The 26,429-nt window shown below is 69.3% G+C and carries 30 protein-coding genes and 1 pseudogene; 7 read left to right on the forward strand and 24 right to left on the reverse strand.

The genetic code is table 11. The annotated features are described in order from the left end of the window. Position 1: 1 nt before the first annotated feature. From ku to DPV79_RS16960, 11 genes are all read right to left on the reverse strand, one after another. Positions 2-1,072, reverse strand: a complete 1,071-nt coding sequence (gene ku, locus DPV79_RS16910; protein WP_113045988.1) for a non-homologous end joining protein Ku — start codon at positions 1,070-1,072, stop codon at positions 2-4. Between the two features lie 37 nt (positions 1,073-1,109). After that, positions 1,110-1,613: a DUF421 domain-containing protein gene (locus DPV79_RS16915; RefSeq protein ID WP_113045989.1), complete on the reverse strand. Its 504-nt coding sequence runs from the start codon at positions 1,611-1,613 to the stop codon at positions 1,110-1,112. Positions 1,614-1,625: 12 nt separating this feature from the next. After that, a complete protein-coding gene (gene katE, locus DPV79_RS16920) occupies positions 1,626-3,731 on the reverse strand; it encodes a catalase HPII (protein ID WP_113046055.1) in 2,106 nt (701 codons plus the stop codon). 128 nt (positions 3,732-3,859) lie between these two features. After that, a complete protein-coding gene (locus DPV79_RS16925; protein WP_113045990.1) occupies positions 3,860-4,246 on the reverse strand; it encodes a DUF3022 domain-containing protein in 387 nt (128 codons plus the stop codon). Continuing rightward, positions 4,243-4,404: a DUF1328 domain-containing protein gene (locus tag DPV79_RS16930; protein ID WP_021161224.1), complete on the reverse strand. Its 162-nt coding sequence runs from the start codon at positions 4,402-4,404 to the stop codon at positions 4,243-4,245. The genes DPV79_RS16925 and DPV79_RS16930 overlap by 4 nt, the downstream gene beginning before the upstream one ends. A gap of 46 nt (positions 4,405-4,450) precedes the next feature. After that, positions 4,451-4,639: a DUF3008 family protein gene (locus tag DPV79_RS16935; protein WP_111941059.1), complete on the reverse strand. Its 189-nt coding sequence runs from the start codon at positions 4,637-4,639 to the stop codon at positions 4,451-4,453. A 91-nt stretch (positions 4,640-4,730) separates the two neighbouring features. Beyond that, the gene (rpoN, locus tag DPV79_RS16940; RefSeq protein WP_113045991.1) at positions 4,731-6,164 is read right to left on the reverse strand and encodes an RNA polymerase factor sigma-54; all 1,434 of its coding nucleotides are present in this window, start codon (positions 6,162-6,164) and stop codon (positions 4,731-4,733) included. A gap of 249 nt (positions 6,165-6,413) precedes the next feature. Continuing rightward, a complete protein-coding gene (locus DPV79_RS16945; RefSeq protein WP_021161227.1) occupies positions 6,414-6,728 on the reverse strand; it encodes a hypothetical protein in 315 nt (104 codons plus the stop codon). Between the two features lie 25 nt (positions 6,729-6,753). Then, the gene (locus tag DPV79_RS16950; protein WP_113045992.1) at positions 6,754-7,065 is read right to left on the reverse strand and encodes a hypothetical protein; all 312 of its coding nucleotides are present in this window, start codon (positions 7,063-7,065) and stop codon (positions 6,754-6,756) included. After that, positions 7,062-7,304, reverse strand: coding sequence for a hypothetical protein (locus DPV79_RS16955; RefSeq protein ID WP_165843527.1), 243 nt, complete (start codon positions 7,302-7,304; stop codon positions 7,062-7,064). The genes DPV79_RS16950 and DPV79_RS16955 overlap by 4 nt, the downstream gene beginning before the upstream one ends. A 189-nt stretch (positions 7,305-7,493) precedes the next feature. Then, on the reverse strand, positions 7,494-7,799 hold the full coding sequence (locus DPV79_RS16960; RefSeq protein WP_059687730.1) for a hypothetical protein: 306 nt from the start codon (positions 7,797-7,799) through the stop codon (positions 7,494-7,496). A gap of 149 nt (positions 7,800-7,948) precedes the next feature. Here DPV79_RS16960 and DPV79_RS16965 point away from each other — a divergent pair, with 149 nt between their 5' ends. The 3 genes from DPV79_RS16965 (at position 7,949) to DPV79_RS16975 (ending at position 9,298) form a co-directional block, all read left to right on the forward strand. Then, positions 7,949-8,206: a hypothetical protein gene (locus DPV79_RS16965; RefSeq protein WP_113045994.1), complete on the forward strand. Its 258-nt coding sequence runs from the start codon at positions 7,949-7,951 to the stop codon at positions 8,204-8,206. A gap of 89 nt (positions 8,207-8,295) precedes the next feature. After that, on the forward strand, positions 8,296-8,727 hold the full coding sequence (locus DPV79_RS16970; protein WP_027792518.1) for a CBS domain-containing protein: 432 nt from the start codon (positions 8,296-8,298) through the stop codon (positions 8,725-8,727). 88 nt (positions 8,728-8,815) lie between these two features. Then, positions 8,816-9,298: a PRC-barrel domain-containing protein gene (locus tag DPV79_RS16975; protein ID WP_059687728.1), complete on the forward strand. Its 483-nt coding sequence runs from the start codon at positions 8,816-8,818 to the stop codon at positions 9,296-9,298. A gap of 305 nt (positions 9,299-9,603) precedes the next feature. Here DPV79_RS16975 and DPV79_RS16980 read toward each other — a convergent pair whose 3' ends face one another. From DPV79_RS16980 to DPV79_RS17005, 6 genes are all read right to left on the reverse strand, one after another. After that, on the reverse strand, positions 9,604-10,212 hold the full coding sequence (locus DPV79_RS16980) for a DUF892 family protein (RefSeq protein ID WP_113045995.1): 609 nt from the start codon (positions 10,210-10,212) through the stop codon (positions 9,604-9,606). 56 nt (positions 10,213-10,268) lie between these two features. After that, on the reverse strand, positions 10,269-10,874 hold the full coding sequence (locus tag DPV79_RS16985; RefSeq protein ID WP_113045996.1) for a DUF4142 domain-containing protein: 606 nt from the start codon (positions 10,872-10,874) through the stop codon (positions 10,269-10,271). A gap of 173 nt (positions 10,875-11,047) precedes the next feature. Beyond that, positions 11,048-11,593, reverse strand: a complete 546-nt coding sequence (locus tag DPV79_RS16990) for a hypothetical protein (RefSeq protein WP_113045997.1) — start codon at positions 11,591-11,593, stop codon at positions 11,048-11,050. A gap of 62 nt (positions 11,594-11,655) precedes the next feature. Further along, positions 11,656-11,955, reverse strand: coding sequence for a DUF2795 domain-containing protein (locus DPV79_RS16995; protein ID WP_113046056.1), 300 nt, complete (start codon positions 11,953-11,955; stop codon positions 11,656-11,658). Positions 11,956-11,989: 34 nt separating this feature from the next. Then, positions 11,990-13,018, reverse strand: coding sequence for an SDR family oxidoreductase (locus tag DPV79_RS17000; RefSeq protein ID WP_113045998.1), 1,029 nt, complete (start codon positions 13,016-13,018; stop codon positions 11,990-11,992). 26 nt (positions 13,019-13,044) lie between these two features. After that, positions 13,045-13,464 carry a BON domain-containing protein gene (locus tag DPV79_RS17005; RefSeq protein ID WP_113045999.1) on the reverse strand — a complete coding sequence of 140 codons (420 nt, stop codon included), beginning with the start codon at positions 13,462-13,464 and terminating at the stop codon, positions 13,045-13,047. Positions 13,465-13,884: 420 nt separating this feature from the next. Here DPV79_RS17005 and DPV79_RS43375 point away from each other — a divergent pair. Further along, positions 13,885-14,065 (forward strand): annotated as a pseudogene (locus tag DPV79_RS43375) (SDR family NAD-dependent epimerase/dehydratase); the annotation flags it as partial. 83 nt (positions 14,066-14,148) lie between these two features. Here DPV79_RS43375 and DPV79_RS17010 read toward each other — a convergent pair. Continuing rightward, entirely contained in the window at positions 14,149-16,458 is a 2,310-nt protein-coding gene (locus DPV79_RS17010) for a hybrid sensor histidine kinase/response regulator (RefSeq protein WP_113046000.1), read from the reverse strand. A gap of 225 nt (positions 16,459-16,683) precedes the next feature. Next, positions 16,684-18,051 (reverse strand): sigma-54-dependent transcriptional regulator, encoded by a 1,368-nt coding sequence (locus DPV79_RS17015; protein WP_048028548.1) that lies wholly within the window; start codon positions 18,049-18,051, stop codon positions 16,684-16,686. Between the two features lie 350 nt (positions 18,052-18,401). On the opposite strand from DPV79_RS17015, the gene DPV79_RS17020 reads away from it, so the two are divergent. After that, a complete protein-coding gene (locus tag DPV79_RS17020; protein ID WP_113046001.1) occupies positions 18,402-19,442 on the forward strand; it encodes a sigma-54 interaction domain-containing protein in 1,041 nt (346 codons plus the stop codon). Positions 19,443-19,918: 476 nt separating this feature from the next. Here DPV79_RS17020 and DPV79_RS17025 read toward each other — a convergent pair whose 3' ends face one another. Together DPV79_RS17025 and DPV79_RS17030 are read right to left on the reverse strand one after the other, a co-directional pair. Further along, complete coding sequence (locus tag DPV79_RS17025) at positions 19,919-20,722, reverse strand: BON domain-containing protein (RefSeq protein WP_113046002.1); 804 nt, start codon at positions 20,720-20,722, stop codon at positions 19,919-19,921. A gap of 192 nt (positions 20,723-20,914) precedes the next feature. Beyond that, the gene (locus tag DPV79_RS17030; protein WP_113046057.1) at positions 20,915-21,292 is read right to left on the reverse strand and encodes a chemotaxis protein; all 378 of its coding nucleotides are present in this window, start codon (positions 21,290-21,292) and stop codon (positions 20,915-20,917) included. 285 nt (positions 21,293-21,577) lie between these two features. On the opposite strand from DPV79_RS17030, the gene DPV79_RS17035 reads away from it, so the two are divergent. Beyond that, positions 21,578-23,167, forward strand: a complete 1,590-nt coding sequence (locus DPV79_RS17035) for a PAS domain-containing hybrid sensor histidine kinase/response regulator (RefSeq protein ID WP_113046003.1) — start codon at positions 21,578-21,580, stop codon at positions 23,165-23,167. Between the two features lie 61 nt (positions 23,168-23,228). On the opposite strand, the gene DPV79_RS17040 is transcribed toward DPV79_RS17035, so the two are convergent. Continuing rightward, on the reverse strand, positions 23,229-23,867 hold the full coding sequence (locus tag DPV79_RS17040) for a MarC family protein (protein ID WP_027792504.1): 639 nt from the start codon (positions 23,865-23,867) through the stop codon (positions 23,229-23,231). Between the two features lie 134 nt (positions 23,868-24,001). Here DPV79_RS17040 and DPV79_RS17045 point away from each other — a divergent pair, with 134 nt between their 5' ends. Continuing rightward, the gene (locus DPV79_RS17045; RefSeq protein ID WP_034189953.1) at positions 24,002-24,220 is read left to right on the forward strand and encodes a DUF6566 family protein; all 219 of its coding nucleotides are present in this window, start codon (positions 24,002-24,004) and stop codon (positions 24,218-24,220) included. 49 nt (positions 24,221-24,269) lie between these two features. Here the strand turns inward: DPV79_RS17045 and DPV79_RS17050 are convergent, their stop codons facing one another. Together DPV79_RS17050 and DPV79_RS17055 are read right to left on the reverse strand one after the other, a co-directional pair. Then, positions 24,270-24,647 carry a DUF5594 family protein gene (locus DPV79_RS17050; RefSeq protein WP_060084510.1) on the reverse strand — a complete coding sequence of 126 codons (378 nt, stop codon included), beginning with the start codon at positions 24,645-24,647 and terminating at the stop codon, positions 24,270-24,272. Between the two features lie 37 nt (positions 24,648-24,684). Then, entirely contained in the window at positions 24,685-26,217 is a 1,533-nt protein-coding gene (locus DPV79_RS17055) for an FAD-dependent oxidoreductase (RefSeq protein ID WP_113046004.1), read from the reverse strand. Between the last annotated feature and the right edge of the window lie 212 nt (positions 26,218-26,429).

Below are 26,429 nucleotides of genomic sequence, written 5' to 3' on the forward strand. Positions count from 1 at the left end.
ATCATGCGGCGTGCTTGCGGCGCGCGGCGATCTTCTTCGCCGGGTGCGCCACGGCCGTGCCGTGCTTCGCGGCCGCGCGTTTTGCGGGCGCCTTCGCGGTGCCCTTTTCAGCCCCCTTTTCAGCCCCCTTCGCGGCAGCCTTCGCGGCAACCTTCGCGCCCCCTTTCGCCGGTGCTTTCGCAGCCGGTTTGCGCCGCGCACCGGCGGCACGCGAAGATGCCGGCGCCCCGGCATCCGCCTCGTCGCCCGCCTCCTCGCCCGCATCGGCTGCCCGCGCACTGCCGCCCTTCAGGCTGCGTTTCAGCAATTCGGTCAGGTCGACCACGTTGGACGCCGCGCGCCCCGTCTGCGCGGGCCGGTCCTCGATCTCCTCGATCCGGCCCGCGCGCACCTTGCGTTCGACCAGGTCGAGGATGTCGTCGCGAAACGTGTCGTGATACTCGTCCGGCGTCCACGAACCCGACATGTCGTCGATCAGCTTCTTCGCCATCGCGAGTTCGCGCGCACTGACGCCCGCGCGCTTCGCGTCGCCGGCCGGCACCGACAGTTCGTCGAGCGGGCGCAGCTCCTCCTGCCAGCGCAGCGTGTCGAGCGCGAGCAGCGGCCCGACCGGGATCAGCGCGCCGAGATGCTGACGGTCGCGCATCACGACGTGCGCGATGCCGATCTTGCCGCTGTCCTTCAGCGCATCGCGCAGCAGCGCGTAGACCTTTTCGCCCTTGCGGTCCGGCACGAGGTAATACGGCGTGTCGAGATACAGGAACGACACCGCGCCTTCGTCGACGAACGTGACGATGTCGACCGTCTGCGTCGATTCGGGGTTCGCCGCGCGGATCTCGTCGTCGGTCAGCACGACATAACGCTCCTTCTCGTACTCGTAGCCGCGCACGATGTCCTCGCGCGTGACTTCCCTGCCGGTGCGCTTGTTGATCTGCCGGTAGCCGACCGGGTCCATCGAGCGCCTGTCGAGCAGGCGGAACGACGGCTTCACGGTACGCGTGGCCGGGAACAGCTGCACGGGCACATGAACGAGCCCGAAGCTGATCGCGCCTTTCCAGATCATCCGTGCCATCGATGTCCTCCTTGCCGCGTGTGTGGTCCGGCGCACGTCACGGCCTGCGGCAACGGCTGCGCCGCACGATGCTGACGTGGCCGTTGCGTTCCAGGATCGCCGCGTCGACGTCGGACAGGTCGGTCGCGCCGAGCGCCTGCCGCACGCTTTCGCGGATGTCGGTCGGCGTGAGCAGCGCGGCGCGCATCTGTGCGTCGTCGAAGCGGCCGTTGCGATACACCTCGCGCTCGACGCCCACCAGCAGCCGCTCGAGCCGGCGCGAGCGCACGCAGGCCCAGCCGATCGCGCGATGCAGCAGCGCGATCGCGAACGACGCCGCGACGGTCGCCACGAACGGCGACGCACCGACCACCGCGCGGCTCAGGATCGCGCCGAGCAGGATCCCGACCACGTAGTCGAACGGCGAACGCTGGCCGAACGCGCGCCGCCCGGCGATGCGGATCAGCACGAGCGCGACCAGGGACACGACGATCGCGCGCAGCGCCATCTGCCCGGGGCCGAGCATCCGGCCCTGTCCGAGCAGCGCGACGACGATGTCCATGATCGCGCGGCGCTAGGCCGGCAACTCGGCGGCCTGCTGCTCGCGCGCCCACACGCGATGGCGGCCGAGGTGGTCGGACAGCGTATTCAGGATCGCGTCGAGATCGACGGCCTGCCCAACGCACACGCCTTCGGCCGGGTCCGGCAGATGCGCGGCGCTCAGCAGTTGCCGCCCTGACCCGACGGCCGCGATCGGCTTCAGGTGCTTGAACGCCTCGCGCACGAAATGCCGCGCGTCGGCGCTGTGCGCGAGGTCGCGGCCATCGCCGTCGCCGCCGCACACGAACACCGCGTCGAACATCACCGACGGCATGCCGGCCAGCGTCGCCTGCGGCACGATGCTGCCGATCGGCGCGAGCGTCGGCGCGACGATCGTCGGCACCGCATGCGCGGCCTGCAGCGCGTCGCGCACCTGCTCGACGAGCGCCTCGCTCGCACCCGGCGTCGCGATCAGCGCAATCTTGCGCGAGCGGATGCCGGGCTTCGAGCGGCCGATCAGGCTCAGCGCGGGCGAGCGCTGCGCGACGGCAGGCGTCGCGCCCGCATGCGGTGCGGGCAGCCCGAGCCGTTCGGCGACCTGCGCGGCCAGCCCCGCGTCGAAGCGCGCGATGATGTCGTTGACCACCCGCTCGCGAATCCGCGGCTGCGTCACCTTGCCCAGCTCGAAGCAGTACGCGTCGCGGATATGCCGTTGCTCGATCTCCGTCATGCTCTGGTAGAACAGCGCGGCCTGCGAGAAATGATCGGCGAACGATTCGCTTCGCACGCGTACCTTCTCGCCTTCGAGCGGCTCGTGCACGGTCTCGAAGCCGCCGCCCGACGGCGCCGGCGGGGTCTCGCGCGGCCAGCCGCCGCTCGTCGAATTCGGCTCGTAGGACGCCTGCCCGACGTTGATCGTTTGCCGGTGCATCGCATCGCGCTGGTTGTTCGCGAACGGGCACACCGGCCGGTTGATCGGGATCTCGTGGAAGTTCGGGCCGCCGAGCCGGCTCAGCTGCGTATCGGTGTATGAGAACAGGCGCCCCTGCAACAACGGGTCGTTCGTGAAATCGATGCCCGGCACCACATGGCCCGGGTGAAACGCGACCTGCTCGGTTTCCGCGAAGAAGTTGTCGGGATTGCGGTTCAGCGTCATCCGGCCGATCGGCCGCACCGGCACGCGCTCTTCCGGCACGAGCTTGGTCGGGTCGAGCAGGTCGAAGTCGAACTGGCCCGCATCGGCCGGATCAATCATCTGCACGCCGAGCTCGAACTCCGGATAGTCGCCGCGCTCGATCGCCATCCACAGGTCACGCCGGTTGAAATCCGGATCGTGGCCGGCAATCCGCTGCGCCTCGTCCCACAGCAGCGAATACGCGCCGCTCACGGGCCGCCAGTGGAATTTCACGAAACGCTCGGCGCCGTCCGCGTTCACGAAGCGGAACGTATGCACGCCGAAGCCGTCCATCGCGCGAAAGCTCGCGGGCAACGCGCGGTCCGACATCAGCCACAGCACCATGTGGGTGGCCTCCGGCACCAGCGACACGAAATCCCAGAACGTGTCGTGCGCGGACGCGCCGGTCGGCATCTCGTTCGGTGCCTCGGGCTTCACCGCATGCACGAAGTCGGGAAACTTGATCGCGTCCTGGATGAAGAACACCGGCATGTTGTTGCCGACGAGGTCGTAGTTGCCCTCTTCCGTATAGAACTTCACCGCGAAACCGCGTACGTCGCGCACCGTGTCCGCCGAACCGCGCGGGCCCTGCACCGTCGAGAAGCGCACGTACACCGGCGTTTCGGCGGCCGGGTCCTGCAGGAACGCGGCCTTCGTGAAGTCGGCCATCGGTTCGTAGACGCGGAACACGCCATGCGCAGCCGAGCCGCGCGCGTGCACCACGCGCTCCGGAATGCGCTCGTGATCGAAGTGCGTGATCTTCTCGCGCATGATGAAGTCTTCGAGCAGCGACGGGCCGCGCGCACCGCCGCGCAGCGTGTTCTGGTTGTCGGCGATCCGCACGCCCTGGTTGGTGCGCAGCGCTTCGTGGTCGGGCCGCGAACGGTGTTCGTCGAGCTGGCGCGACTTCGCGCTGTCGGTCGACTGCGCGGGCGCGGTCTTGCCGGCTGATGTGGAACGGGTCATCGAAAGATCCTCGTGGCATTCGGGTGGGCAGTCGCCACGCAAACCGCCGCGCCGCGGCGCGGGCATGCGGACGGCAGCGAAAACCGGTACGACGGGCAGCGACCGCGCCCGCGACGCCGGCCGCGGCGTCAGGGCGCGGCCAGCGCCGCGTCGAATTCGGCGCGCGTCACGTCGAGCGTCACGCTGCATTCGATCGCGGCATCCTCGACGCGCGGCTTGCGCTCGTCCACCGCGCGCCGCGCGTGGTCGCACAACTGCGTGCGCACGCGCAGCCGGTCGGCCGCGTCGAGCAAAACGTAGCGATCGACGACGTCCGGATCGAACCGCAGGTCGACCGCGCAACGCCATTCGCGCGCGTCCTCGTCGGACGGCACGCGCACCCACGACACCTGGATCGTCAGGCCGCCGGATGCGTCGTCCGCATGCACGACGACGGTCGACTGCGACGGAAAGCCGATCGCGAGCGCGTGTTCGAGTTCGGCCACGCGCTGCGACCGGTCGGGCGCGACACTCATCGTCGCACGACGCCCAGCAGCAGCGTGACCAGGAAGATCACGACGAAGATGTAGAACAGGATCTTCGCGATCTCGGCCGCGCCGGCCGCGATGCCGCCGAAGCCGAACACGGCGGCGACGAGCGCGATGATGAAGAAGATGATGGCGTATCGAAGCATGGAACCCTCCTGGATGACAGCGGTCGTCACCAAACGTCGTCGTCGGTCACGCATCGTGCTTGTGTTTCGGTTTGCCGCGCACGGGCGTGGCAGCCATTTTCTCGAGCGCTTTCTCGCTCATCGACTCGGCCATCGACTTCGCCGGCGGTTTGAGATCCTTCATCTTCGTTTCACCGCGCTTGGCCGACAGCGCCGCGCCTGCGGCACGCTGCTGGGCCTGGGATTTTGCTGGCATGGTTGCACTCCTGTCGTGGATGGATGCGCGGGCCGACACGACGGGCGGCGCCGCGCGCGGTTGAAGATCGGTCCGGCGCGCAAGCCTCACGTCACGCGGCATCGCGACGCCGCAGGTCGGCCGCGGGAATCTTCATCGCCTGCCGATACTTCGTCACCGTACGACGCGCAAGAAGAATGCCGCGGCCCGCGAGGTTCGCCGTGAGCGCGACGTCGGACAGCGGCTCGGCTTGCCGCTCGGCCGCGATCATGTCGCGGATCAGCACCTTCGCCGCCGACGCCGAGCACACGCCCTTGCCGGCCGCCTCGAGCTTGCGCGGGAAGAAATGCTTGAACTCGAACGTGCCGTGCGGCGTGGCCATGTACTTGTTGCCCGTCGCGCGCGACACGGTCGATTCGTGCAGGTCGAGCGCTTCCGCGATATCGCGCAGCACGAGCGGCTTCATCGCGATCTCGCCGTAACGAAAGAAATCGCGTTGCCGCGCGACGATGCATTCGCCCACGCGCTGGATGGTGTCGAAGCGCTTCTGCACGTTGCGTATCAGCCAGCGCGCTTCCTGCAGCTGCTGGCCGAGCGGCGAATCGCGCTCGCCGCTCGACTGCGCGAACAGCGTCGCGTAGCGCTCGTGCAGGCGCGCGCGCGGCAGCACGGCCGGGTTGATCGTCACGATCCATTCGTCGCGTACCTGGCGCACGATCACGTCGGGCACCACGTAATCGCCGCGCGTGCTGCCGTAGTGGTTGCCGGGGCGCGGGTCGAGCCCGCGTACCAGCGCGCAGGCGGCGTGCATCGTCTGCGGGTTGCAGCCGAGACACCGCTGGATCTCCGCCGTCTCGCGGCGGGCGAGCCGTTCGAGATGCTCGCACGCGATCGCCTTCGCTTCCGCGAGCGCCGGCGTGCCGGCCGGAATCGCGTCGAGCTGCAGCACCAGACATTCGGACAGCGAACGCGCCGCGATACCCGGGCGGTCGAGCATCTGCACGAGCCGCAGCGCGATCGCGAGATCCTGCTCCGACAGCAGCAGCGCCGGATCGGCCGCGGCCCGCAGCTCGGCGAGTTCCTGGCGCAGATAACCGTCGTCGTCGAGCGCGTCGATCACGATGCGCGCGGCTTCGCGATCGCGCCTGTTCAACGGATACAGCCTGAGCGCGTCGTGCAGCTGCTGATGCAGCGACGGTTCGGCGGCGGTCCATTCGCCCGGCGACAGGCCGTCTGCATCGTCACCCTGGCGGTTCGTGCCGCGCGGCGCGGGTGCCGCCGTAAGCGGCACCTCGCCGTCGGGCGGCCGGACATCCTCGGGCTCGGGCGCCGCTTCGGGCGCGGCCGCTTCCGCCGGCTGCTCCGGCGCGCCGTCGGCGGCTTCCTCGTCGCCCGGGCCGTCTTCGAGAAACGGGTTCATGTCGAGCGCCTGCCGCAATTCCTGTTGAAATTCGAGCGAGGACAACTGCAGCAGCCGCAGCGACTGCTGAAGCCTCGGCGTAAGTGCCAGATGCTGTCGCATCTGCAACGCAAGCGAGACGGGCATCGAAAGCCTCCTGATTGTTCGGTTCGCGTTAGGTCGTCTGCACGACTTACGCAGCTTTCGTGCCAATGCGGCGAAGCGCGTCGCCTCGCAGTTCTCGCGGGTTCGCACCCCGCTTCGCCGGCGGCCGGGGTCGCTTTTTTACAAGGCCGCGGCAAGTTTTGGGGCACGCCATTCGCTCGTCCGGAAGGGCATCCGGATGTGCCCTCGAACGCCGCCACCCACCTTACGTGATGCGCGGAAAACGCTCGATCAGTACTGCATCGGTGGCGGCGTGCCCGGCAACGGCCGGTCGCCCTGCGCACCGTTCGGCCCCGGCGGCGGCACGTCGGCCGGTTCGCCGCCGGCCGCGCCCTGCGGCATCATGTTGCCCGGCGACGGGCGCGTGTCGTAGCGCGTATTCGCGTCCGGCATCGTCGTGGTCGACTGCGCGCCGCGGCCATCCGGCGGTGCGGGCGGCGCCCCCCGCGCACCGTAGGGGCCGTTCGTCGGTTGCGTGCAGGCAGCGAGCGCGCACGCGGCGGCGAACGCAAGGGCGCCCGCGCGTATCGTCTGGATCGTGTTCATCGAATACCTCCATCGGATCGATGGCTCAGAGCCGGTTGAAATGGAAATCGCCGGCATAGGCGGTCGGCGTGCGGCGCGCCATCATCGTGTCGAATTCGGCCGCGACACGCGCGAGCGTCCCGCGCTGCCGGTCGATGCCGGCCCGCTCGAGCGCGGCGAATGCGTCGGCGTCGAACGTCACCGACAGCGACGCCGGATGGCCGTCGACACGAAAGCCGATATGCAATGCACCGGCCGGCCGCTCCTCGATGTGGAACGGCATCGCCCGCGCTTCGAAATGGCGGCCGAGCGTCTCGGCGATCTCGCGCAGCACGCCGGGTTTCACGCGGACGCTCATCGCCGCGCCTGCGCATGCAGGCGCGTTATTCCGCCGACCGGCGGCGCATGCACGGGAGGCTGCCGCGTCGGCGGTTCGCGCTCGGGTGGCGCGGTCGCGGGCGGATCGCCTGCCGGTTGCCGGTACGGTTCGGGCAGGTCGGGCGGCAAACCGCCGGGATCGGGGTCGTCGGGATCCGGCTCGAGGTCGGGAAACGGCGGGATGGGCCGCTGCAGCCATTGCGCGGGATCGTGTTTCATCGGCATTCCATCGGGGCGGGTTCGGATCGGCATCGTGTGCGGCGGTCGGGACTGGATACGGAAGTCCCGCAATGCGCATGCCGTCCAGTCGCGACGCCCGCATGCGGGCGCCGGCGCGAACACGCGCGGCCCCATGCGACGCGTCGTGCCTTCGCTACACCGTTCGCTGCAAATCTTTCAAGCACGTCGTTACGCGTCGTACGCGGCCATCACGAGCCACAGCTCGCGGCCGTTGTCCTTCACGCATGCCGCCAGCGCATACGAATCGGACGGCTCGCACGCACGCTGCAGCGCGAAACGCGCCGGTTCGGTTGAACCGAACGTCTCGTCGCCCAACGGCCGCACGTCGGCCTTGCCCTCGAACATCCGGCGCTCGGGCCGGTAGATCAGCGGTTCGTGTTTCCATTCGTTGAAATGGATCTTCACCGAATCGAATCCGCCGCCGCATACGTTGATCTCATAACGCACGCCTGGTCGTCGTTTCGGAATCGTCATCGTGCCTCCGCTCGAAATGCGCACGGCAGGCACCGGTCGGGCTGCGCGTCGTCATCGCAGTCGATACGGCAAGTCGTGTGCCGCGTCCGCGAGCCGGGCACGGCCGTTGCGGCAAGCCCGGCTCCTCGTCACCGATACGGAGCCTCGCGATGAAGGATTCGACCCGGCCCGGCCGCGACACGCCGGCCCACGAGCGGCATCCCGACCCGACGCCGCCGCTGAAGCACCAGGACCGCACGCGCACGCGCCATTCGGAACGCCATATCGACAAGCAGCTCGAGGACACGTTTCCGGCCAGCGACCCGCCGGCGACCGGCGGCGTCACGCGGATCGAGCCGGACACGCCGCCCGGCACGCACGACGAAGGGCCGTGGCAGGACCCGCGCGAACGCGACGACGGCGCGTGACGTACCCGAGCGAACCGCGCGTGCCGGAAGGCACGCGGCTTGCGGACTCCGCCGACGAATTCGCCGTCCCCACCTGCAAGGAGGAAGTCATGCATCGCGTCAACGAAATCATGTCGCAGGACGTCGTGCGCATCGCGCCGACCGACTCGATCCGTCATGCCGCGCAACTGATGGAGCGCTACGACATCGGCGCGCTGCCCGTGTGCGACAACAACCGGCTGATCGGGATGGTGACGGACCGCGATCTCGCGGTGCGCGCGATCTCGGCCGGCAAGCCGCCGGAAACGCGGGTCCACGAGGTCGCATCGGGCCCGATCGAATGGTGCTTCGACGACGATTCGCTCGACGAGATCCAGCACTACATGGCGGACGCGCAGCTGCGCCGCCTGCCCGTCGTCGATCACGACAAGCGGCTGGTCGGCATGCTGTCGCTCGCGGACATCGCGACGCGCTCGGCCGGCCCGGCGCGCGACGACGTCGCGAACACGCTGGAAGGCGTGTCGCAACCGAAGCAGACGTGACGGCGCGATCCTCGCGCCGCACGCTACCCGCGCGACCCGCAGGGCCCGCCCCGGGCACCGTCGCGCCCCACGCAGACTGGAGGAAACCATGCAGACTTCCGATCAAGGTCAGACCCGCATCATCGGCAAGGGCGCCGCGACGGCGGCCGGCCCCGGCCCCGACGTGATGGCGGCCGATACGCTGGAAGGCGACAAGGTCTACACGACCGACGGCGACGATGTCGGCAAGATCAAGGACATCATGCTCGACGTGCGCTCAGGCCGCGTCGCCTATGCGGTGCTGTCGAGCGGCGGCATCCTCGGCATCGGCGACAAGCTGCACGCCATTCCGTGGAGCGCGCTCACGCTCGACACCGAACGCAAATGCTTCCTGCTGTCGGTGTCGTCCGAGCGCATCCGCAACGCGCCGGGGTTCGACAAGGACCACTGGCCGGCGATGGCCGATCCGCAATGGGCCGAGCCGCTGCACGAGTTCTACGGCAGCGCGCCGTACTGGAGCGGCGGCGACGAACTCGGGCTGACCGACCCGACCGAGGAACTGAACGATCCGCGCGCGCGCGACCGTCACTGATCGCACGACGATGCGGCGCCGGTTCGCCGGCGCATCCGCTTTCTACACGCCCCGCTCGCGCGGGGCGTCTTTTTTGCAAGCGGGGACGGCGGAAGGTGAGGTGCGTTGGGTGCGCTACGGCACCGCGCCGATCGCGAGGGAGAACACGCCCGATGCCGGGCGGCGGCGGGATCGGCGCCGAGGTCGGGTTGCATCGCGCTTCCCCTTTCTCCTGTCGCCCGAACCGATCGCCGTGCAGCTCGCGGCGGCCTTCATCGGGCGCCACAACCGGGAGCGGCAACGCCCCGGCTGGCGCCCCGTCGCCGTCACATCATCTTGCCGCGCGAGCGTTCGGCACGCGCCGCCTCCGCCGCCGATTCGACCTTCTTCACTTCCTCCGGCGGCGGCAGCACGGCCTTGAAGCCCATCGACTCGATCCACATCTCGCGCGCCCAGCCGCGCGTGTGATACAGGTGGTGATCCTCGTCGGCCTCGACCTCGTCGTGCGCGTCCTTCAGCGTCTTCGCCACATCGCCCGACAACTGGTCGGCCGCGTAGCCGATCAGCTCCCAGTTCAGGTGGTCCTTGGTCTCGGCGAGCACCACGCACTCCGCCGCGACGACCTGCGCGACGGCCGGATCGGCGTGCTTCCGTGCCTGCTCGATCACGTGGACCAGCGCCTTGCCGGTGGCCGCGACCGCGCTGCGTCCGGGCGACTGCGCATCGGGGTCCATGCCTAACGTGTCGAACACCTTGCGCAGCACTTCCTGGTGATGCAACGTCTCGCGGCGGTACTTCTCCCATTCCTTGTGCAGATCGCCGTCGGTCGCGCACTGCAGCGCGGCCTCGTAGAGCTTCGCGCCGCCAAGCTCGGTTTCGTATGCCTGACAGAGCAATTCGCGGATGCCTTCGTGTTTCGGTTGCCGATGGGCCATGACTGCCTCTCCGAAAAAAACGGGCCGCACGCGGCCCGGGGTTGAACGGGCACGCGTTACCGCGCGCCCACCTTGCGTTCGAGCGCCTGCGCCAGGCTCAGGTGATGCCTGAGCGTCGGCAACGTGGTGCTCGCGAATTCGCGCAGCTGCGGGTCCCTGCCGTCGCGCGCCTCGCCTTCGAACAGCGCGACGGCCTTGCGGTGTGCGTCGGGGCCGACCGCCGCGACATACGCGACGTCGAAGTCTCGGCCGTTCTTGCCGCGCAGCGCCTCGACGTCGGGGTCCGAAATCTGTTCGACCTGCGGCTTCATGCCCTTGCGCGCGGCGAGCTCGGTGAGCCGTGCATTCGCCTTGCCGTGATCGCTCACCATCTGCTTCGCGAAAACGCGCACGTCCGGCGACTGCGCCTGCTTCAGCGCGAGCTGGCTGGCCTGCACCTCGGCCTTGCCGGCGATCGCGGCCTTGTCGATGAATTCCGCGTCGCCGCCCTGCGGCGCCTTCGCGATCCGCGCGTCGCCCGCGCCCGACGACGGATCGATCACGCCGCCCGGCACACGCGAATTCGATGCGGGCGGCTCGCTCGGCGCCTGCGCGCCGGCGAGCCCCGATACGCCGAGCACGCCTGCGGCAAGCGCCGCGATCGTCCAGTTCGGATGTTTCATCTGCTGTCTCCTTGTACTTGCGTGGAAGCCGCCGCCGATGCTCACCGACGGCCACCGATCGCCTTCAGTTGCCGACGATCGAGCCGCCGTTCGGGTGCAGCGTCTGCCCCGTCATGCCGCTCGCGCCGTCCGCCACGGGCGCCACCTTGCCGGCGAGCCTGCCGCTGCCCACGTCACCGGCTGCGTCGTCGTGCGGCTTCGTCCGGCCGGCGCACCGGATCGAAATCGCGCCACTTGCAGTCCTGCCAGTCACCGTCGACGCGCTCGATCGACTTCGCGCCCGTCTCGCGCAGCACGGCCTCCGCCATGCTTGCCGTCTCCGGCGTCACGTGCGCGGCAAGGATCACGCCCGTATCGCTTCGCGCGAGCGTGCCCTTGCCTTCGTCCTGCTCGCCGCGCATCCGGCCGAGGTACGCGCCGGCCAGTGCGCCCGCCGCCGGCACGAACCAGTAGCGCACGCCCACCGCATAGACGATCAGCCCGGCGACGACGCCGATCAGCAACCCGCGCATCGCGCCGACCATCGCGCCGCGCCCGCCGGGTTTCGCCGCCGTGTCGGTGTAGACGTCTCCGCCGATCGGAAAGCGCGCGTGCTGGCCGCCCGGGTTCAGGAAGAAGATCGACACGTCGTCCGTGCCGAACGCGCGCTCGTAAAGGCTGCGCGCCCCGCCTTCCGCTTCATCGAACGTCGTGAAGCGGCCTGCGACGATCATCGCCATGCTCGTGCTCCTTCTCGCTGTACACCGCGCGCGAAACGCGCACGGCACGATGGCCGTACCGCTCACATCAGCCGCCCGAGCTCCTTCGACACCGATGCCGGCGTGTCGTATTCGCGATCGGGAATGCGCGTGAGCATGTCGAGCACGTCGTGGGCCGCATGCGAGCGTTGCGCGCATTCGACGATGGTCGCCTTGGTGGCCGGGTAGTCCATCCCCTTCAGCGCCTTCTGCACGTCGACCGGGCCGGGCGGCTTGCCGTGGCCGGTCTGGTGCCCGCCCTTGTCGTGGTCCTGCTGCACGCGCTCGCCTTCGTGCGCGCGGGCGCGGCTGAGTTCATGGCCCGTGTGTTGTCGGGATGTCATCGAAACCTCCTTGATCGAATGAACGAAAACGGCATCACGCGGGCCCGCGGCGCGCACGCGCGAGCGCGGCGAACACGAGCGCTGCCGCGCCGAGCGCGACCGCGCCGGCCATCTTCGGCCGCTGCACCACCGTGTTGTAGGCACAGCTGCGCAGCACGGGGCCGTCCATCCCTTCACGCTCGTGCAGCGCATGACGCGAGTCGTACAGCGCGTTGTCGTCGCGCGGGCGCGCGGGCCGCACCGTGCGCTGGCCGCGCGAGAACAGCGTGGCCGCGACGCGATCGAACAGGCGCGGCGCGTGGTACGCGCTCGCCGACGTGAATTTCGCGGCACCGCCGACGAACAGCGTGCGGCGCGGATGGGCGGCCGCGAACAGGATCGCGTCGGCCACGAGATCGGGGTCGTAGATCGGCGGCGGCAGCCTCGGCTCGACGTTCATGTAGTTCTTCGCGTGCATCACGAACATCGTGTCGATCGCGGCCGGCTTGATCAGCGTGACCGACACCGGCAGGTGGTCCGATTCCATCTCGAGCCGCAGCGAATCGGTGAAGCCCTTCACTGCGTGCTTCGACGCGACGTACGCGCTTTGCAGCGGCACCGGCGCATCGGATGCCTCGCTGCCCATGTTGACGATCGCGCCGCCGTGGAAATCGCTCTTGCGGCGGAAGTGGTCCGCCGCGACGAGCGAACCATGCACGACGCCCCAGTAGTTGGTCTCGAACAGACGGCGCTGATCTTCGAGCGGCACGGCGGCCGCCGTGCCGAAGATCGACACGCCCGCGTTGTTGACCCAGGTGTCGAAGCCGCCGTAAGTGTCGACCGCCTTCGCGGCCGCGCGCTGCACGTCCTCGAGGTTCGCGACGTCGCCGGCGACCGGCACCGCGAGGCCGCCGTGCTGCCTGATTTCCTCGCACAACGTATTCAGCGCGCCCTCGTTGCGCGCGAACAGCACGAGCTTCGCGCCGCGCCGTGCCGCCTTGCGCGCGGTGACGAGGCCGATGCCGCTCGTCGCGCCGGTGATCACGATCGTCTGCTCGCCGACCGGTTTGAGCATGCAGTTCATGACGAACTCCTGTTGCGGCAACGCCGTTACTTGGCCCGGATGGTCAGCTGGTCGTGCACGTCCTGCACGCCGTCCACCTGCTTCACGACGCCGACGGCCTGCGTGCGCTGCTGTTCGTCGGGCACGCTGCCGGTCAGCATCACGATGCCGTGCCGCGTCTTCACGTGGATGTCGCCGGACGACAGGCCGCTCGTGCCGACGAGCTCGGCCTTCACCTTGGTCGTGATCGTCGCGTCGCGGATCGTCCTGCCGGTCGTCGAATGCGACGACGTGGATGACGATGACGACATGGATGACGACGCGGCGTTGTCGTCGCCGGCGGCGAACACGTTCGGCGCGATCGACGCGCAGGCGGCGGCCGAGACGATCGCGATCGCCATGCCGACACGCTGCGCGCGATGGCGACGGATGCGCAGGGAGCAGGCTTGGAGCGGGAATACCTTCATCGTGACCTCCTTTCGTCGAGCCGGCACGGCCGGCGGGCGGACACGACGGGCGCAAACCGCGTGCCGCGGCCGCGCCGCCCGGTGCCGGCGGCAATCGCCGGCCGGACGCGCTTTCATCCAATGCGTTGTAATTTTTTCGACATGGCGGCTAGTGGTTTCCCCCGCAGCGTCGCGGGTATGCCGCTTGCCGACAGGAAGCCACGGCGGCCCGTGTGCGCGGGCCGGACCTCGGGGCATCACCCGGCGAGGAAGCGCGTCGATCAGTGAACGCGTATCGCGATTGCGGGGAGCCGGCGGTGTGGACGCGGGCGGTCAGACAATGCCAGAGGATTCAAGTCGCGGACGTCGCAAAGCAATCATTGGAGCGCGACGTCGACCACGATGCCTTGGCGTACTCGCGCACCGCAACGGAAACATTCAATGAAGGACTACGATATAAAACGCGGGTTCGTCGACGGCAACGCCATCTTTCCCGGTTCATGTCCGTGCGAGAGGCTCGTGACTGCCGGCCACGACGTACCATCGGTCGAATACTTCCACACGGGGCATGAAGGACAACATCGCACGTCCGTTCAATGCGCCGAATGTCGAGCCGATGCGCCCACCCGCCGGACAATCGCCATCACGGCCGCGTGAATCCGCCGGCACCCTCAACGTCAACGTCGAGTAACCGCGGCCAGCGCGTCAGCCGTCGCGCTTCGTCGCATGCGCGATCTTGTGCACCAGTTCGCGCACGTCGACCGGCTTGCACAGATAGCCGTCGAACCCGGCCTCCAGCGCACGGCGCTGGTCGGCGAGGCCGGCATGCGCGGTGACCGCGAGCACGCACAGGTCGGGCGGCCCGCTGTCGCCGTTCATCGCCCCGTGCCGCAACGCATCGAGCAGCCAGAAGCCGTCGCCGTCGGGCATCGCGAGATCGGACAGCACGACGGTCGGCCGCAGGTCGGCGGCCACCGCGAGCGCCTCGCGGCCCGACGACGCGATCGCGACCGACGCGCCGAACGTGGTCAGCGCGGCCGTGAGGCTCGCCCGCGTCGTCGCATCGTCGTCGACGATCAGGATTCGCTGCGCATCGAGCACGAGCGGCTCGCGCTGCCCGCCCGCCTGCGCGAGCCCCCACGCCATCGCGCCGACCGGCTGCCAGCCGGCCGGCAGCGTCACCGTGAAGGTCGTGCCGCGATTGCGGCCCGCGCTCACGACGGTCACGCCGCCGCCATGCAACTCGGCGATATGCCGCACGATGGACAGGCCGAGACCGAGGCCGCGTCGCGACGATGCAGGCGAATCGTCCGCGCGGCGAAACATGTCGAAGATGTACGGCAGGAACTCCTGCGCGACACCTTGGCCCGTATCGGTCACGGTCAGGATCACCTGCGCATTGTCGCGCGCGAGCCCGACCGTCACGTTGCCGCCGTCCGGCGTGAACTTCAGCGCGTTCGAAATGAGGTTCGACAACATCTGCCGCAACCGCTCGGCGTCACCCGACACGATGCACGACGAGGTCTCGCAATCGAATTCGAGCGCGATGCCGGCCAATGACGCGGCCGTCTGGAACGCGCCGACCGAATCGGAGAACAGCCGCACGATGTCGACCGGCGTCGCGTCGAGGCGCAGCTTGCCGGTCGCGAGCGACGATGCATCGAGAATGTCGCCGACCATCCGCGTGAGCGAACGCGCGCTGCGGTCGATGGCATCGATCGCCTGGTTCTGCAGCGCCTGGTCGCCGGAATTGCGCAGCACCTCGACCCAGCCATAGATCACGTTCAGCGGTGTGCGCAACTCGTGCGATACCGTCGCCAGCAGCTCGTCCTTCAGCCGGTTCGACGTAGCGGCCTGGTCGCGTGCGTCGCGCGCGCCCCGCAGCGAGCGCTGCGCGCGGAGGTCGCGCCGGCGCTGCGCACCGGTTTCGCGCAGCGTCAGCGACAGCGCGACGCATTCGCGTGCCTCGCCGCGTACCGGGCACGCCGACATGGTCGCGCGAAAACGCCGGCCGTCGCGCCGCACGCACAGCAGTTCGAGCGGCCCGACCGGATCGCGCATCGCGTCGAAGGATTCGGCCAGCGGATTGCGCCGCAACCAGCGCATGGCGATCAGCGTGTCGAACATGCGGCCGCGCGCGTCGGCCTCGTCGTAACCGAAGATTCGCTGCGCGGCCGGATTCCAGCTGGCTATGCGGCCGTTCGCGTCGATGCCGACGATTGCGTCCGGCGATGCGTCGACCACCGCACGTTGCAAGCGCGACGCGTCGATGCGTGCGCGATCCGCGCCGGCATCGCGCAGCAGCAGCACCGCGCCGTCGAGGTTGCCGTCCGGATCGCCGAGCGGCGCGGCAACCTCGACGATCGGCACCGGATCGCCGGTGCCGCCACGCTGCAGCCAGTGCCGGTCGGACACCGCGTCCGCGCCGTCGAGCGCGCGATCGAGCGGCGTCGTCTGCACGCGGCGGCCTTCACGATCGACGATCCGCAGCACGTCGCGCACCGGCCGCCCCGCCGCGTCGCCAGGCCGGCAGCCGGCGAGTTCGGCCGCCGCCGCGTTGATATAGGTCAGCCGCCCTTTCGTATCGACCGCGATCACGCCGTGCGGCAGCGCACTCAGCACGGCTTCGAGCTGCCGGCGTACAGCCGCCTCGCGTCGGCTCGCGCGATCGTTCGTGATCCGTGTCTGTCGCAACATCGACGCGATCGCGCAAACGAGCGCACCGATCAGGATGAAGGTGCCGAGCTGCACCAGCCGCTCGGGCAGCGGCGCCGGATAGGCGGCCGGATCGGACAGGAACAGGGTCCACACGAGCAGCCCGCTGACGACGGTCGACACGACCCCGAACACGAACGACGTCGCCCACGCGGCGCCTGCGAGCAGCGGGTAGTACAGCACGAACGGCAGGTTCACGCCGCCGAAGCGGATCGCGAGCACCTGCAGCACGGTCGCGATCGCGACCAGCATCGCGGCTGTCGCGTAGTTTCCGGCCTGCGGCCGGGGACGATCGGTCATCGGACACGCTCCTGCGGGGCCGGCCGACGGCCGCGGCCCCGGACACCGCCGACAGGCACGACGCGCGACGGCCGGCCGGAACCGGCCGCGCAGCCGCCCGCCACGGGATGATTCATGCGACGGCCGCGACGGCACGCGGACGCGTCTCGCCGCATCCCGGCGATGCCGTCGTCAGGTGTGCACGCGTGATGCGGAAACGGGAGCATGAGTGTGATCGCGACGGCATCAGGAGTCCGGCTTTTCCGTTTCGTCTTCCAGTTGCGCGAGCCGGTTGTAGATCGTTTTCAGGCTGACGTCGAGCACTTCGGCCGCCTGCGCCTTCACGCCGCCGCACTGCGCGATCGTGCCGAGGATCAGCTTGCGGTCGACTTCCTCGAGCGGCGTGCCGAACGGCACCGTCACGCGATCCTCGTGCGAATCGACCATGCTGGACAGTTCCTCCATGATCGGCGGCGGCAGCGAGTCGATCACGTCGGCGTCGGTAAAGATGCTCGCGCGCTGCACGAAGTTGCGCAGTTCGCGTACATTGCCGGGCCATTCGTAGGTCTTCAGCGCCTCGCGCGCGGCCGGCGCAAAGCGCAGGTTGCGGCCGCTTTCCTCGTTGTAGTGCTGCAGGAACGCATCGGCGAGCATCGGGATGTCGTCGCCGCGCTCGCGCAGCGACGGCAGCGGAATCGGAAACACGTTGATCCGGTGAAACAGGTCGGGCCGCAGCTTGCCGTCGGCCATCGCGGCTTCCGGATCGCGGTTCGTCGCGGCGACGATGCGCACGTCGACGTCGATCTCGCGCGTCGAGCCGAGCCGCGTGAGGCGCCCCGTCTCGAGCACGCGCAGCAGCTTCACCTGCGATTCGAGCGGCATCTCGGTGATCTCGTCGAGAAACAGCGTGCCGCCGTCCGCGCGCTCGAAGAAGCCCTTGTGCTGGCGCTCCGCGCCGGTAAAGCTGCCGCGGTCGTGGCCGAACATCTCGCTCTCGACGAGGTTCGCGGCAATCGCACCGCAGTTCACCGCGAGGAACGGGCCGCGGCGGCGCAGGCTCAGGTCGTGCACGGTCTGCGCGGCAAGCTCCTTGCCGGTGCCCGATTCGCCGGTGAGCAACACCGACGCTTCGGTGCGTGCGACGCGCCCGATCGCATCGTAGACGGCCTGCATCGCGGGCGAGCTGCCGAGCATGCGGCCGAATCGGCCGAGGCGCTGTAGTTCCGAGCGCAGCTCCGCGATTTCCTCGTGCAGCGCGGTCGTGCGCGGCACGCGCGCGAAGATGCTGTTCAGCCGCTGCATGTTCAGCGGCTTCACCAGATAGTCGGTCGCGCCGCGCCGCAATGCGTCGATCGCGGTCTCGAGGCTCGCATGGCCGGTGGTCAGCACCATCTCGCAATGCGCGCGCTTGGGCAACGCATCGAACAGGTCCATTCCGTTGCCGTCGGGCAATACGAGATCGCACAGCACGAGATCGGGGGTATGCGTCGACACGAGCGCGCGTGCTTCCTCCAGCGTCGCGGCGGTATCGCAGGCGAGTTGCTGCGTGCGCGCGAGCGTCGCCAGCATCGTGCGCGTATCGGCATCGTCTTCGACGATCAGGACGTAGGGCATCGAAGCTCCTCGTGATGCGAGCCGGTGCAAGTGTCGACCGGACATCGCGACAGATGTGCAGCGCATCGCACGCCGCCAGGCACGAGGCAATGCATTCCACGCTGCAGCGAATGAACTGGCAGGCGATGCTGCCATGAAGAAGGAATCGCTTAGCAGTATAGAAGAGCGACGTCGCGCATCGGCCCGTCATCGAATAAATCTATCCGCCCGCGTGGCAGGCATTGCGAGATTCAATGCGGCCGCGGCGACATAACACGTATGCTTTGCGCATGAACAACGGCGCATAACGTGTCGTTTTTTCATGTGCCTGGGTCATAGTCGGTCAAATTTTCCCCATTCGATATCACGTCATGTCGAAATCCGTCGATGACGGCAAGCGTCTGTCGGGACGCTCGAGTTCGATCCAGACCCTGTTGATGAAGGTATCGCGCGTGGCCGCGACGCGCATCAGCGTATTGATCGTCGGAGAAAGCGGCGCGGGCAAGGACATCGTCGCGCGGCTGCTGCACGATTTGAGCCCGCGCCGGCGCGGGCCATTCGTCCCCGTGAACTGCGGTGCGATCCCGCCCGATATCGCGGAGTCGCAGTTGTTCGGGCACGAGAAAGGCAGCTTCACCGGCGCGATCGCCCAGCATGTCGGCATGTTCGAAGCCGCTCGCGGCGGCACGCTGTTTCTCGACGAAATCGCCGAGATGCCGGCCGAACTGCAGGTCAAGCTGCTGCGCACGCTCGAATCGAACACGATCATCCGCGTCGGCGGTCACGAGCCGATTCCGCTCGACGTGCGCATCGTCGCGGCCACCCATCACGATCCTGTCGAGGCCGTGCGCAGCGGCCGGCTGCGCGAGGACCTGTTCTACCGGATCGCGCCGGTCGCGCTGCACGTGCCCGCGCTCAGGCAGCGCGAGGACGACGTCGACGACATCGCGCTGCAGATCGTCGAGCGGCTGAATGCGCGGCACCGCACGCGCAAGCGGCTGTCGATGCAGGCGAGGAAGGCCCTGCGCGCGTATTCGTGGCCCGGCAACGTGCGCGAGCTGCGCAATGCGCTCGAGCGTGCCTTCATCCTCGCCGACGAGCAGATCGACCTGCAGTTGCCACGCCGGCTGCAGCCGCGCGACGACGTGCGCCACAACGCGATGACGCTGCATTTCGGCACGACGCTCGCGCATACGCAGCAGCGTTTCATCGTCGCGTCGCTGCGGCATTTCAACGGCGACAAGCCGCGCACCGCGAAAGCGCTCGGCATCAGCCTGAAGACGCTGTACAACCGTCTCGCGCTGCTGCCCGAGCATGAACGCAATGCGGTGAACGGCGGCGCCGCGACGAACGCCGCCGGTTCCGCGAATGCGACCGGCACGACCAGCCCGTCGAACGCGACGCCCCCGTAAACGCGGCACGTCACGCTGCGCGTCGTCGCCCAGTGCGCGCCCCGGCCGCGCGTGAACCGATCGATTCCGAAACGCGTGCCCGCGCCGGGCCGTGCGGGCCGTCGTCATGCGCGCGCCGCCCGCAGCCTCCATCGTGGCCGCACCGTTTCATGCACGGCCGGTCAGTGATGCGGCTTGCGCTCGCGGTCGCGTTCGACGGTGCCGGGTTCGGGATCGCGCGCGGCCCGCATCCTCCATCGTGGCCGCACCGTTTCATGCACGGCCGGTCAATGATGCGGCTTGCGCTCGCGGTCGCGTTCGACGGTGCCGGGTTCGGGATCGCGCGCGGCCCGCATCCTCCATCGTGGCCGCACCGTTTCATGCACGGCCGGTCAATGATGCGGCTTGCGCTCGCGGTCGCGTTCGACGGTGCCGGGTTCGGGATCGCGCGCGGCCCGCATCCTCCATCGTGGCCGCACCGTTTCATGCACGGCCGGTCAATGATGCGGCTTGCGCTCGCGGTCGCGTTCGACGGTGCCGGGTTCGGGATCGCGCGCGGCCGGCAGCGTCGGCGTGATGGTCCGCTGGTCGGGATGCAGCACCATGCCCGTATCGTGTTCGCCGTCGCGGTGCACGCGCACGCGATTCTCGACGTCGCGCACGCCCATGCAGCCGTCGGCCAGATCCTCGATGTCGTGCTTCATCCAGCGTGACGGCACCGTGCCGTCCAGCACGACGCAGCCGTCCTGTACCTGCACGGTGACGTCGCTCACGTCGATGTCGAGCGCATGCGCGAGCCGCTCGCACACGTCCTCGCGGATGCACTCGTCCGAACGCGTATAGCCCTTCGGCCCGCGACGATGGCGCAGCGCGTCGCGGTCGGCGTCACCGCCGTACCGCGACGGGTCGGGCGCGTAGCCGCCGTGGCGCGGCGTGTCTCGCGGGTCGCCATGGTCGTGCTCGTCGCCGTACCGGCCCATCCGGAAAAAACCGCGGAATTCCGGGCGGTAGCCGCCGTGCGGGCCTTCACTGCCCTCCGCACGGCGGCCCGGTTCGCGGTAGCCGCGTTCGGCCTCCCATGCGGGCGGGCGCGCACCGCCCTGCCGGTCCGGGTCGGCCATGCCGCGCCGCTGGTCCGCCGGCCGCGCGGCGCGCTCGGTCCATTCGCTGCCCCAGTCTTCCGCGCCGACGTTCTCGCTCGCCGAGCGACGGCGGGCCGATTCAGGGTCTTCCTCCGGCCATCGTGCCGGGTCGTCCGGGATGCCGCGCTCGCCGTGCCGTCCGGGATATCGTCGTTGCATCGTGTCTCTCCTTGTTCGCGCCTGCGCCGCGCACGGCCCCATGCCGGGTCGCGACACGGCGCATGCCGGCCAGCTCCAACGCAAGCCGCGTGCCGATATCGTTGCCGGCGCACGACGAATGCGCATCGCGCCGTCGATCCGCTGCCGGCCGCGCCAATCTGCAATGCGATTGCAGTTTTTGCGTGCCGGGCGTCATGGCCCGCCGCCGGCGCCCGGATCGTCCTGATCGTCCGGGCCCCCGGATGCGTCGTCGCGATCCGGCCCGCTCAGCCGCTCGATGCGATCCGGCTCGATATCGGCGCCTTCTTCGAGCGTCGAATCGCCGTCCGCCGACGCGCGCTCGCCGGTGCCCGTGCGATCCGTATCGCTGTCGAGCGACGCATCGCCGCGTTCGAGCGCGTGCGCGTCGAGCGGCGAATCGATGTCGAACGGATGGCGCCGCGCGCCGGCCGTGTCGCTGCCGCTGTCGGACGAGTCGCCCGGCCCCAGTGCGCGGCCGTCGCGGCCGCGACGGGCGTTGTCGTCGTCCGGGCCGGCCGGTTCGTTGTCGGGGTTCAGCGTGCTGTTCATGTCGTCCTCCTTGCCCGCGTGCCGCTGCATGCCGCTACGGGTGGCCGGGCGGCCGCGGCACGGCACGCGGACGGGGGGGCGCATGCAATCGGCATGCCGCATCGCGCGCCCGGAACGGATACCCTCGCCGGGATCGCGGACGGCACGGACGATGCGCACCCATTGATCAGCCGAATTGAGTTCCCTTATGCTTCCCGGGGTGCCAATCCGATCGACATGGCCGCCGCCGGCCCGCCCGGCGGCGGCCGGGCAGCGTTTGCCTGCCCGTCTTCGACCTGCCACACGATGAAGAAAGACGACGACTCTCCTCGCTCCCATCCGCCGCCCGGCTTAGCCGACGCGCGCGACCTGGTGCATCGCTTCGCCGAGTTCCGTTTCGAGACGGTCGTCGGCTCGATTACCGACTACGCGGTGTTCATGCTCGATCCGCACGGCAATGTCGCGACGTGGAATGCGGGTGCCGAGCGCATCAAGGGCTATCGCGCGGCCGAGATCGTCGGCCATCACTTCTCGCGCTTCTATCCGCCCGATGCGATCGCGGCCGGCCGGCCGTCGCACGGGCTCGACGAGGCGGCCGCGCGGGGCCACTTCGTGGATGAAGGCTGGCGCGTGCGCAAGGACGGCTCGCAATTCTGGGCGAGCGTGACGATCGCCCCCGTGCACGATCACGAGAACCAGCTGTGCGGCTTCATCAAGATCACGCGGGACATGACCGAGCGCAAGCGGCTCGAGGAACTCGAAGCGTCCACGCACCGGCTCAGCGTGTTCATCGCGATGCTCGCGCACGAGTTGCGCAACCATCTCTCGCCGCTGCGCCATTCGGTCGGCGTGCTGCAGAGCCTGCCCGATCCGGCGCCCGTGCTCGCGCAATGCCGCGACGCCGTGCATCGCCAGGTCGGACAACTGACACGGCTCGTCGACGATCTGCTCGACGTCGGCCGCATCACGGCCGGCAAGGTCGAGCTGAACGATCGCCCCGTCGCCGTGCGCGACATCGTGTGCCGCGGCGTCGAAAGCATCCAGCCGAAGCTGGCCGCGCGCGGGCAGCACATCCACGTCGACCTGCCGGCCGATCCCGTGCTGCTGCACGGCGACGATGCACGGCTCGTCCAGGTGCTGCACAACCTGCTCGACAACGCGTCGAAGTTCTCGCCGCACGGCGGGCGGATCGACGTGGGCGCACGGGTGGAAGGGCCGGTGGTCGCCATCCGCATCACCGATCACGGCGTCGGCATCGCGCACGGCGCGCTCGAAACGATCTTCGACCTGTTCGAGCAGCGCGGCGCGTCAGGCGGCCCGCCGACCGGCGGCTTCGGGCTCGGGCTGGCGATCTGCCGGACGTTCGTCGAACTGCACGGCGGACGGATTTCCGCGGAAAGCGGCGGCCCCGGGCACGGCGCGACGTTCACGGTGCGGCTGCCGATCGCACGGACGGGACGTGCGGAGCAGGCCGGCGCGCGCGAGCCGGCGGCGCACACGCCATCGGACACCACGCCGCTGCGCATCGTGATCGTCGACGACAACCGCGACTCGGCCGACACGCTCGCCGTGCTGCTCAAGGTGAAGGGGCATGCGCCGCGCGTCGCGTACAACGCAGGCGATGCGCTGGCGCTCGCCCGCGACTACGCGCCGCAACTGATGATCCTCGACCTGACGATGCCCGACGTCGACGGCTTCACGCTGCTGCACGAACTGCGCACGATCGACGCGCTGCGCGACACGACCTGCGTCGCGCTGTCCGGCCACGCGCGCGCGTCCGACCTCGCACGCACCGAACGCGCGGGCTTCGACGCGCACCTCGTGAAACCCGTCGAGATCAACGTGCTCGACGCACTGCTGCAGCGTGTGGCACGCCGCGTTCGGCGTCCGTCGTAACCGCCCGGGCTCGAGCTGTCGCAGGGCACATCGCCGCGCACGCCGTGGCGCCGCATGGCGTTCAATGCGGCAGCCCGAACGCGGCCTTCAGGCTCGCGACGATCATCTGCATCGCGATCGCCGCGAGGATCATCCCCATCAGGCGCTGGGTCACCGCCGTCACGCGCGGCGACAGGTAATGGCCGATCAGCGGCGCGGACAGCAACGAAACGGCCAGCAGCACGAGAAACGCGGCGAGCCCGAGCGCGAATGCGAGTTCCTGTCCGGTCGAGAACGCGCTGTGCCCGAGCACGATCATCGTCGCGATCGTGCCGGGGCCGACGAGCAGCGGGATCGTCAGCGGATAGATCGCGACGCTCTCGGCCGCCGCCGGGTCGGCGCCTTCGTCCTCGCCCGGCGAATGCTGGCGACTCGGCGCACCGTGCAGCATAGACAGCGCGATCAGCAGCACCAGCAACCCGCCCGCGAGACGGAAATCGTCGATCGTCAGGCCGAATACGTGCAGGATCGCGCCGCCCGCGACGGCCGACACGATGCAGCCGACCGTCACGCCGATCGCGGCCGTCAGCGCGACCTTGCGGCGCACGCCGTCCGCCGCGCCTTCGGTCAGCGACAGGAACACAGGGATGTTCGCGATCGGGTTCATGATCGCGAACAGCGCCGCGAACACCTTGATCGAAAAGGTCAGGTCGAAGGCCACAGGTTCGCTCCCGTCTCACGCGTCGGTTCGCACACCGAATCGCATGCAAGTTCCGCTTCGTTTCCGGTGCACGGCGCGCGCCATGCTGCTACGATCGACGCACCGCGTTCACGCACGATGGAGGGCCCCGACCGATGCAAGCCACCGACACCTTCATGGATCACGAGATTCGCGTCGAGGCGACGCGCAACGCGAACGGCGCGTGGGTCGCGCAGGTGCGGATCTTCCGCGACGGCGCGCCGGTCGACCTGCCCGCGCCCGAACTCGTCACGCCCGAATGGCTCACGTGCGACGAAGCGCTGCGCGGCGGCATCGACCAGGGCCGCGTGATCGTCAAGACACGCGACCGCTAACGTCGCGCGGTTCATCGCCGCGTCGCCGGCGGGCAGCGCGCCGCGCGTTTCACGCATCGAAATCGAGATCGCCGATCAGGATTTCGCGGTCGCGCTGTGTCCGTGAACTGAAGTCGACCGGCAATTCCATCTGCCAGCGTTCGATCGTGACCGGCAGCGCCGCGAGATAGCGATCGAAGCGGCTGCGGTCGGGCTCGGCCAGCAACGCATCGATCGCGTCGTCGCGCCACGCGAGCCGCGCGTTCAGCCGGTTCGGCAGCCCGACCGTCGACGTGAGGCCGATCACGTCCACACAGGTCGGGCTCCCCTGCCCGTCGTGCGGCACGACTTCCACGCGCACTTCACCAGGCTGATACAGGCCGAGCACGCGCGCCGCGATGCGCGGTGCGAACTCGGTTTCGAAACGTGCACGGATTTCAGGACTCATCTTGCCTCCGGGTTCGAATCATGTCGTCACACGGCCGTCATGCGGCTGCAATCTGCCGCTCGAATGCCGCTTCCGCCTTCAGGCTGTCGAGATCGCGGCCGATCGTCGCGACCGCGAGCCGCGTGTCGCCGCGCCAGTACGCGATCGCGCAGTCGTGCGCGCCGAGGTCGCCGTCGATCTCGACGCGATCCCATTGCTCCGCATGCCCGACGTAGTTGATCGTCAGGTCGTAATGCTGGCTCCAGAAGAACGGCACCGCGTCGAACGGGCGCTGCTGGCCAAGCATGTTGCGCGCCGCGACGATGCCCTGCCGCTCGGCGACGACCCAGTGCTCGACGCGAATGCGCTCGCCCGTCAGCGGATCGGGCCAGCGCGCGATGTCGCCGGCCGCGTAGATGCCGGGCACACTCGTCTGAAGGAAGCGGTCGACCGTCACGCCGCGCTCGACGGCCAGCCCCGCGTCCTGCGCGAGCGCGACGTTCGGGTGCACGCCGATGCCGACCAGCACGACGTCGGCCGGCAGCACGTCGCCGGTCGACAGTGTCACGCTGTCCGGCGTGATCCGCACCGGCGTCGCGCCGAGATGGAACACGACGCCGTGCGACTCGTGCAGGGCCTTGATCGTGTCGCCGAGCGCTTCGCCGAGCACGCGCGCCATCGGATGCGCATCGGGCGCGACGACCTGCACGTCGAGCCCGCGCGTGCGCAACGCGGCGGCCGCTTCGAGCCCGATGAAGCTCGCGCCGACCACCACGCAGCGGCGGGCCGTTTTCAGCTTGCCGATCAGCGCGTCGCAATCGGCGCGCGAGCGCAGCACGCACACGTGCGGCAGATCCGCGCCGGGCACGCTCAGCCGGTTCGGCTCGGCGCCCGTTGCCAGCAGCAGCGCGCCGTACCCGACACGGCTGCCGTCGGCCAGTTCGACCGCCTGCCGCGCGGGGTCGATCCGCGCGACACGCGTGCCGCACCGCACGTCGATCCGGTGGTCGGTGTAGAACGACGGCGCACGCAGCGGCAGCCAGTCGGCGTCGGCCGTGCCGGCGAGATAGTCTTTCGACAGGTTCGGCCGGTCGTACGGCGGATCGGCATCGGCGGTGAGCAACGTGACGGGATGCGGATAACCCGCCTGCCGCAGCGTCACGGCGGCCGCGATCGCAGCGGCGCCGCCGCCGACGATCACCACCGACGCGGGCAGTCCGGCCGCATTCAGCGCGGGAGGCGCGGCGGCCGGCCGCGCATCGAGCACGACGGCACGGCCGTCGCGGCGTTCGACGCGCCAGCACGGGAGCCCGTCGAGCGCCGGTGCGCGCAGCAGTGCGCCCGTGCGCAGGCAGAACGCCGCGTGATGCCATGGACAGCGGATCGTGTCGCCCTCGAGCAGGCCGTCGGCCAATGGCGCGCCGTAGTGCGGGCACTGCGCACCCACGGCAAACAGTTCGTCGGCGCGGCGCACGAGCAGCACCGCGGTATCGCCGACATGGCCCTCGATCATCGCGCCGTCGGTGAGATCGTCGAGCGCGATGCCTTGCGTGAGGTCGGGGCGTGAAGACGAAGCGTCGCTTCCAGTCATGACGTGGCTCCCTGAGAGTCAGGTAAGGATCCCATTATCGACATCCCATTTGAAAAGAACAGGTACAGACGCCTCCGCAGCGCACGCAAACACCGACTGTAGCTTGTACGCGAGCCATGACGGGCGTAGAACGTCATCAACGTTGCGGCGCAACACACCCGTTGCCTGCGAGGGCACGTCGCGCGTCCTGCGCAATCCGCGTGCCGCATCCC

The sequence above is a fragment of the Burkholderia reimsis genome (assembly GCF_003294055.1).
GTDB lineage: Bacteria > Pseudomonadota > Gammaproteobacteria > Burkholderiales > Burkholderiaceae > Burkholderia > Burkholderia cepacia.

Coding starts and splice junctions, on each gene's coding strand:
- DPV79_RS16950 (WP_113045992.1), bottom strand. CDS start 7,065: ATGAGCGTCCGCGTGAAACCCGGCGTGCTGCGCGAGATCGCCGAGACG.
- DPV79_RS16970 (WP_027792518.1), top strand. CDS start 8,296: ATGCATCGCGTCAACGAAATCATGTCGCAGGACGTCGTGCGCATCGCG.
- DPV79_RS16915 (WP_113045989.1), bottom strand. CDS start 1,613: ATGGACATCGTCGTCGCGCTGCTCGGACAGGGCCGGATGCTCGGCCCC.
- ku (WP_113045988.1), bottom strand. CDS start 1,072: ATGGCACGGATGATCTGGAAAGGCGCGATCAGCTTCGGGCTCGTTCAT.
- DPV79_RS17000 (WP_113045998.1), bottom strand. CDS start 13,018: ATGAACTGCATGCTCAAACCGGTCGGCGAGCAGACGATCGTGATCACC.
- DPV79_RS17045 (WP_034189953.1), top strand. CDS start 24,002: ATGCAAGCCACCGACACCTTCATGGATCACGAGATTCGCGTCGAGGCG.
- DPV79_RS16935 (WP_111941059.1), bottom strand. CDS start 4,639: ATGCCAGCAAAATCCCAGGCCCAGCAGCGTGCCGCAGGCGCGGCGCTG.
- DPV79_RS17050 (WP_060084510.1), bottom strand. CDS start 24,647: ATGAGTCCTGAAATCCGTGCACGTTTCGAAACCGAGTTCGCACCGCGC.
- DPV79_RS16995 (WP_113046056.1), bottom strand. CDS start 11,955: ATGACATCCCGACAACACACGGGCCATGAACTCAGCCGCGCCCGCGCG.
- DPV79_RS17025 (WP_113046002.1), bottom strand. CDS start 20,722: ATGCAACGACGATATCCCGGACGGCACGGCGAGCGCGGCATCCCGGAC.
- DPV79_RS16975 (WP_059687728.1), top strand. CDS start 8,816: ATGCAGACTTCCGATCAAGGTCAGACCCGCATCATCGGCAAGGGCGCC.
- DPV79_RS16965 (WP_113045994.1), top strand. CDS start 7,949: ATGAAGGATTCGACCCGGCCCGGCCGCGACACGCCGGCCCACGAGCGG.
- DPV79_RS17030 (WP_113046057.1), bottom strand. CDS start 21,292: ATGAACAGCACGCTGAACCCCGACAACGAACCGGCCGGCCCGGACGAC.
- DPV79_RS16945 (WP_021161227.1), bottom strand. CDS start 6,728: ATGAACACGATCCAGACGATACGCGCGGGCGCCCTTGCGTTCGCCGCC.
- DPV79_RS17020 (WP_113046001.1), top strand. CDS start 18,402: ATGTCGAAATCCGTCGATGACGGCAAGCGTCTGTCGGGACGCTCGAGT.
- DPV79_RS16980 (WP_113045995.1), bottom strand. CDS start 10,212: ATGGCCCATCGGCAACCGAAACACGAAGGCATCCGCGAATTGCTCTGT.
- katE (WP_113046055.1), bottom strand. CDS start 3,731: ATGACCCGTTCCACATCAGCCGGCAAGACCGCGCCCGCGCAGTCGACC.
- DPV79_RS16930 (WP_021161224.1), bottom strand. CDS start 4,404: ATGCTTCGATACGCCATCATCTTCTTCATCATCGCGCTCGTCGCCGCC.
- DPV79_RS16955 (WP_165843527.1), bottom strand. CDS start 7,304: ATGAAACACGATCCCGCGCAATGGCTGCAGCGGCCCATCCCGCCGTTT.
- DPV79_RS17010 (WP_113046000.1), bottom strand. CDS start 16,458: ATGACCGATCGTCCCCGGCCGCAGGCCGGAAACTACGCGACAGCCGCG.
- rpoN (WP_113045991.1), bottom strand. CDS start 6,164: ATGCCCGTCTCGCTTGCGTTGCAGATGCGACAGCATCTGGCACTTACG.
- DPV79_RS17055 (WP_113046004.1), bottom strand. CDS start 26,217: ATGACTGGAAGCGACGCTTCGTCTTCACGCCCCGACCTCACGCAAGGC.
- DPV79_RS16990 (WP_113045997.1), bottom strand. CDS start 11,593: ATGGCGATGATCGTCGCAGGCCGCTTCACGACGTTCGATGAAGCGGAA.
- DPV79_RS17005 (WP_113045999.1), bottom strand. CDS start 13,464: ATGAAGGTATTCCCGCTCCAAGCCTGCTCCCTGCGCATCCGTCGCCAT.
- DPV79_RS16985 (WP_113045996.1), bottom strand. CDS start 10,874: ATGAAACATCCGAACTGGACGATCGCGGCGCTTGCCGCAGGCGTGCTC.
- DPV79_RS17035 (WP_113046003.1), top strand. CDS start 21,578: ATGAAGAAAGACGACGACTCTCCTCGCTCCCATCCGCCGCCCGGCTTA.
- DPV79_RS17015 (WP_048028548.1), bottom strand. CDS start 18,051: ATGCCCTACGTCCTGATCGTCGAAGACGATGCCGATACGCGCACGATG.
- DPV79_RS16925 (WP_113045990.1), bottom strand. CDS start 4,246: ATGAGTGTCGCGCCCGACCGGTCGCAGCGCGTGGCCGAACTCGAACAC.
- DPV79_RS16960 (WP_059687730.1), bottom strand. CDS start 7,799: ATGACGATTCCGAAACGACGACCAGGCGTGCGTTATGAGATCAACGTA.